This window comes from Pseudomonas sp. CBZ-4, assembly GCF_000346755.1.
GTDB lineage: Bacteria > Pseudomonadota > Gammaproteobacteria > Pseudomonadales > Pseudomonadaceae > Aquipseudomonas.
The window spans coordinates 1-5,387 of record NZ_ANNV01000015.1; the positions used below are offsets into that span (position 1 = coordinate 1).

Here is a 5,387-nt window from a genome sequence, read left to right on the forward strand (position 1 = left end):
GGGTCAGCTTGCTCATAGGGCACTGATACACCGCTATCGCAGGCAAGCCAGCTCCCACATCAGATGTGCTGTGTGTCAAATCAGGCCGGGAAATTCGCCCGCAGCGCCTCGACCCCATCTTTGTAGACACCGGCAAACAGCTCTTCCACCGCCGCATCCGTCACACCCTCCACCGGCGTGAACACACCCGACCAGGTCACCTTCGCCGACGCATCGCTCAACGCCTCAATCTGCAACGTCGCCAGATAGGCACTCACCGGAAACGGCGATGCCTCAATGGTGTAGCTGTAGGTGCGCGCCACATTATCAAAGGTCTGCAAACGCTCGACGATCTCACCACCGTCGGCGGTCGTCAGGTGACGCAGGCGCCCGCCTTCACTCGGCTCGCTCTTGGCGATCAGCGGCAGCCATTTCGGCAGGTCGTTGAAGCCGCCGACCAATGCCCAGACCTTGTCAGCGGATACCGGGATTTCAATTACTGCGGATGCTGTTGGCACGTTAAATCTCCAAAAGTCGTAGGAAAACCTCGCCCAGCCTGCCACGGCCGGCGCTTCAATGCATCAACTCCCGCACCCGATACCACAACATCCCCAACGCCAGCAGCGGCGAGCGCAACACCTTGCCGCCGGGAAACGTCATGTGCGGCACCTGGCTGAAAATATCCAGGCCCTGGCTGTGCCCGGCATGTATCGCCTCGGCCAGCAGGCGTGCGCACCAGTGGGTCACGTTCAGGCCGTGACCCGAGTAACCCTGGGCGTAGAACACATTGGGGTACTGCTGCAAGCGCCCCACCTGGGGGAAACGGTTGGCGGTGATGCCGATCTTGCCGCCCCACTGGAAGGCGATTTCGGTGCCTGCCAACTGCGGGAATACCTTAAGCATTTTCGGCTGCATATACGCGGCGATATCGGCCGGATCACGCCCTGAATAATGACAGGCGCCGCCAAACAACAGGCGGCGGTCGGCGGACAGGCGGTAGTAATCCAGGCCGACTTTCTGGTCGCACAGCGCCAGGTTCTGCGGGATCAGTTCATTCGCCAATGCCTGCGGCAACGGCTCGGTAGCGATGATGTAGCTGCCCGCAGGCAGCACCTTGCCGCTCAGGCGCGGTTCCAGTTCTTCAAGGTGCGCATTGCACGCCAGCACCAGGCTGTTGGCCCGTACGGTGCCAGCGGTGCAGCGCACCTGCACGGTGTCGCCGTGGACCAGTTCCAACACTTCGGTGTGCTCGAAAATCCGCACGCCGAGGGACTCGGCCACCTGCGCCTCGCCCAATACCAGATTCAACGGGTGCAGATGCCCGGACCCCATGTCCACCAGCCCCCCGGCATACATCGTCGAACCCACGATCTGCGGCATATCCTCTGCACCGACGAGGCGGGTTTCATGGGCATATCCCATCGCCGCCAGATATTCCTGTTCCCCCTTGAATGCAGCGAATTGCGCCGGCGTATTCGCCAGCTCACAAAAGCCCCAGCGCAGGTCGCAGTCGATGCCATGCGCGCGAATACGCTCGCCCACCAGCGCCACCGACTCGATCCCGGCCCGCTCCAGGTAGCGCACACCCTCCTCGCCCACATACTTGGCGAACCCCGACACATCGTGGCCGATGCCGCGTATCAACTGCCCGCCATTGCGCCCGCTGGCACCCCAGCCAATGCGCCGGGCCTCCAGCAGGATCACCGAGAGTCCGCGCTGGGCCAGTTCGATGGCGGTGTTCACGCCGGTGAAACCACCGCCGATCACGCACACATCGGCGCTCAGGTCGCCGCCCAACGCCGGGCGCTCGGGCATGGCATGCGCCGAGGCGCGGTAGTAGGACTGGGCGTGGTCACTGGGCTGCATCATTTGTTGGTCTTCACTTTGCTCCAGGCGCGGGTCATCAGGCGCATGGTCGCCGGGGTCGGCGTGGTGGAAATATAGAGTTTGTCGAGCACGTCCTGGGACGGATACACCTCGGGGTTGTTCACCAGATCCGGGTCCATAAAGGCCTTGGCCGCCGGGTTGGCATTGGCGTAGCCCACCGAGGCGCTGACCTTGGCGATCACCTCAGGGTCCAGCAGGTAGTTGATGAAAGCGTGGGCCTGTTTCGGGTTGCTGGCGTCGGCAGGAATGGCCAGCAGGTCAAACCACAGGTTGGAGCCTTCCTTGGGGATCGAATACGCAATGTTCACCCCGTTCTTGGCTTCCTTGGCACGGTTGGCCGCCTGGAACACATCGCCGGAATAACCGAAGGCCACGCAGATATCACCGTTGGCCAGGTCCGAGATGTACTTGGAGGAATGGAAATAGGTGATGTACGGGCGCAGCGTCAGCAACTTGGCTTCGGCCTGTTTGTAGTCCTCGGCGTTCTCGCTGCGCGGGTCCTTGCCCATGTAGTTGAGGATCGCCGGGAACAGCTCATCCGCCGAATCGAGGAAGGCCACGCCGCACTGGTTGAGTTTCTTGATGTTCTCCGGTTCGAACAGCACCGCCCACGAGTCGATATGGTCGATGCCCAGCACCTGCTTGACCTTGTCGACGTTGTAGCCGATGCCGTTGGTGCCCCACAAATAGGGCACGGAGTGGGCGTTGCCCGGGTCGTTCTTCTCCAACAGCGCCAGCAGTTTGGGGTCGAGGTTCTTGAAGTTGGGCAACTGCGCACGGTCCAGCTTGAGGAATGCGCCGGCCTTCACCTGGCGCGCGAGGAAGTGGTTGGACGGCACCACCACGTCATACCCGGTGCGCCCGGCGAGCAGCTTGCCCTCCAGGGTTTCATTGGAGTCGAACACGTCATAGATCGGCTTGATTCCGGTCTTGGCCTGGAAATCGGCCAAGGTGGTCTCGCCGATGTAGTCAGTCCAGTTATAGATACTGACCGTCGGCGCCGCCTGGCTGGTGCTGCTGAATGCAGCCACCAGGGCCAGCGGGAGAAGCTTGTGCACAAGACGCATATCGACACCCCTTTTATGGATTTTTTAGACGCTCAACAGCAGGAACTCACGTTCCCAGGAACTGATCACCCGCTTGAAATTCTCATGCTCGGCGCGCTTGACCGCGACGTAGCCGCGCACAAACTTGTCGCCCAGGTAGTGCCTGACCGTGGCGCACTCCTCCATGCGCACCAGGGCGTCCTCAATGGTGATCGGCAGGCGCAGGTTGCGCCGCTCGTAGGCGCGGCCTTCCACCGGCGCACTCGGCTCGATCTTCTCGATCATCCCCAGGTAGCCACACAGCAGACTAGCGGCAATTGCCAGGTACGGATTGGCATCGGCGCCGGGCAGGCGGTTTTCCACGCGCATCGCCTCGGGGCTGGAGGTGGGCACCCGCAGGCCGACGGTGCGATTTTCTTCGCCCCACTCCACGTTGACCGGTGCCGAGGTGTCCGGGAGGAAGCGGCGGAACGAGTTGACGTTGGGCGCGAACATCGGCAGCAGTTTGGGGATGTACTTTTGCAGGCCACCGATATGGTGAAGGAACAGCTCGCTCATCTTGCCGTCGGCGTCGACAAACACCGGTTTGCCGGTGGCAATGTCCACCACGCTCTGGTGCAGGTGCATCGCACTGCCGGGCTCATCGGCGACCGGCTTGGCCATGAAGGTGGCGGCGACGTTGTGCTTGAGCGCCGCCTCCCGCAGGGTGCGCTTGAACACGGTGATCTGGTCGGCCAGGTCGAGGGCGTCGCCGTGGCGGAAGTTGATTTCCATCTGCGCCGGGCCGTCTTCGTGGATCAGCGTATCGAGGTCCAGGCCCTGGGCTTCGCACCAGTCGTAGACGTTTTCGAACAGCGGGTCGAATTCGTTGGCGGCGTCGATGGAGAAGGACTGGCGCCCGGTTTCCGCACGGCCGGAGCGGCCCACCGGGGTTTTCAGCGGCAGGTCCGGGTCTTCGCAGCGCTGGGTCAGGTAGAACTCCATTTCCGGCGCGACGATCGGCTGCCAGCCCTGGTCGGTGTAAAGCTGCAAGACCTTCTTCAGCACGTTGCGCGGCGACAGCTCGATGGGGTTGCCCTGCTTGTCGAAGGTGTCGTGGATCACAATCGCGGTGGGCTCGATGGCCCACGGCACCACGTAGGTGGCGTTGGACACCGGTCGGCAGACCATGTCGATATCGGCCGGGTCCAGCAGGTCGTAGTAGATCTCGTCGTCGACAAAGTCCCCGGTCACCGTTTGCAGCAGCACACTTTCCGGCAGGCGCATGCCGCGCTCATGCAGGAACTTGTTGGTGGGTGCGATCTTGCCGCGGGCGATGCCCGTCAAATCACTGATCACGCATTCGACTTCGGTAATCTTGTGTTCTTTCAGCCAGGCGGACAGCTGATCGAAAGGGGCGTTCATAAAGACCTCGGCAGGGTTGCCCGGCTTGTATTGCCGGCGCATTGAGGTCTATCTTGGGCCGGCCTTCGAACCGCATCTATCCACTTTGCACGAACCACAGCGCACCAATAGAGTGCGCACGGATCTCCCATGACCCAGGCAACCGCCTCTCGCGTCCAGGCCTTCACCACCGGTGATGTGGCCGCCCAATGCAGCGCCACACCCGGTTGGGTGCAGCAGTACCAGCAGATGTCCCCGGGGCATTTTGCCGGGCAGATCCGCTACCTCGACCTGCAGGGCGTGGAGGTGTACGAAGAGTGCATGAACACGCGGGTGGAGCAGCATTTCAACGCACCGCCGGGGTCATTGGCGTTCTGTTTCGACGGCAGCGATAACGCGCTGTACCTGCTCAACGGCGAAAGCCGCAACACCTGGATCACCCCGGAAAACTACCGCGAAGTGGCCGTGGTGTTCGGCCCTCAGTTCGTGCAGCGCCAGGGCCTGGATGTGGCGAAGCTGGAAGGCCTGTTCATGGCCCCGCTGAGCGGCCAGCAAAATGCCCTGTTCACCCGCTGGCTCAGTGGCACGCTGACGCGAATGGCCACCGTGATCGACCCCGTCAGCCTCACCCAGCAACTGCTCGACGACTGCCTGTTTATCCTCGACAACGCCTGCGTCGGCGTCGACCGCAGCTCACTGCAAAAACGCAGCGAAGCACGCCGCCTGATGGCCCGCATCGGTGAATGGGCGGCGGATGCACCGGACGAGACCGTCAACCTGCTGGAACTGGCGCAGATTGCCGGCGTGCCGTTGCGCCAGTTGCAGCAAGGGTTCAAGACCTACACCGGGATGAGCCCGGCGCAGTGGTTGAGGTTGCGCCGGTTGAATGGGGCGCGGCGGGAGTTGTTGAGCGGCGGCGATACCACCGTGGCGGAGGTGGCGATGAACTGGTCGTTCTGGCATTTGGGGCGGTTTTCCAACAGCTATCGGGCGTTGTTCAAAGAGCTGCCCAGCGAAACCCTGAAGCGCCAAGGTTGAAATGCAGTCAAAAACTGTGGGAGCTGGCTTGCCTGCGATAGCGGTGTATCAGTG

Annotated in this window: 5 protein-coding genes; 1 reads left to right on the forward strand and 4 read right to left on the reverse strand. The window is 62.3% G+C overall.

Annotated features, from left to right (window positions below; all coding sequences use genetic code 11):
- Positions 1–80 precede the first annotated feature (80 nt).
- The 4 genes from B348_RS0102315 to B348_RS0102330 are packed head-to-tail and all read right to left on the reverse strand — an operon-like array spanning position 81 to position 4,316.
- Positions 81–497: an SRPBCC family protein gene (locus tag B348_RS0102315; protein ID WP_026136496.1), complete on the reverse strand. Its 417-nt coding sequence runs from the start codon at positions 495–497 to the stop codon at positions 81–83.
- A gap of 55 nt (positions 498–552) precedes the next feature.
- Positions 553–1,848: an FAD-binding oxidoreductase gene (locus tag B348_RS0102320; protein ID WP_017734552.1), complete on the reverse strand. Its 1,296-nt coding sequence runs from the start codon at positions 1,846–1,848 to the stop codon at positions 553–555.
- The gene (locus tag B348_RS0102325; protein WP_017734553.1) at positions 1,845–2,933 is read right to left on the reverse strand and encodes a polyamine ABC transporter substrate-binding protein; all 1,089 of its coding nucleotides are present in this window, start codon (positions 2,931–2,933) and stop codon (positions 1,845–1,847) included. The genes B348_RS0102320 and B348_RS0102325 overlap by 4 nt, the downstream gene beginning before the upstream one ends.
- A gap of 24 nt (positions 2,934–2,957) precedes the next feature.
- Positions 2,958–4,316, reverse strand: a complete 1,359-nt coding sequence (locus B348_RS0102330; protein ID WP_026136497.1) for a glutamine synthetase family protein — start codon at positions 4,314–4,316, stop codon at positions 2,958–2,960.
- 129 nt (positions 4,317–4,445) lie between these two features.
- Between B348_RS0102330 and B348_RS0102335 the strand changes: the two genes are divergently transcribed.
- Positions 4,446–5,333: a helix-turn-helix domain-containing protein gene (locus B348_RS0102335; RefSeq protein ID WP_017734555.1), complete on the forward strand. Its 888-nt coding sequence runs from the start codon at positions 4,446–4,448 to the stop codon at positions 5,331–5,333.
- Positions 5,334–5,387: the final 54 nt, after the last annotated feature.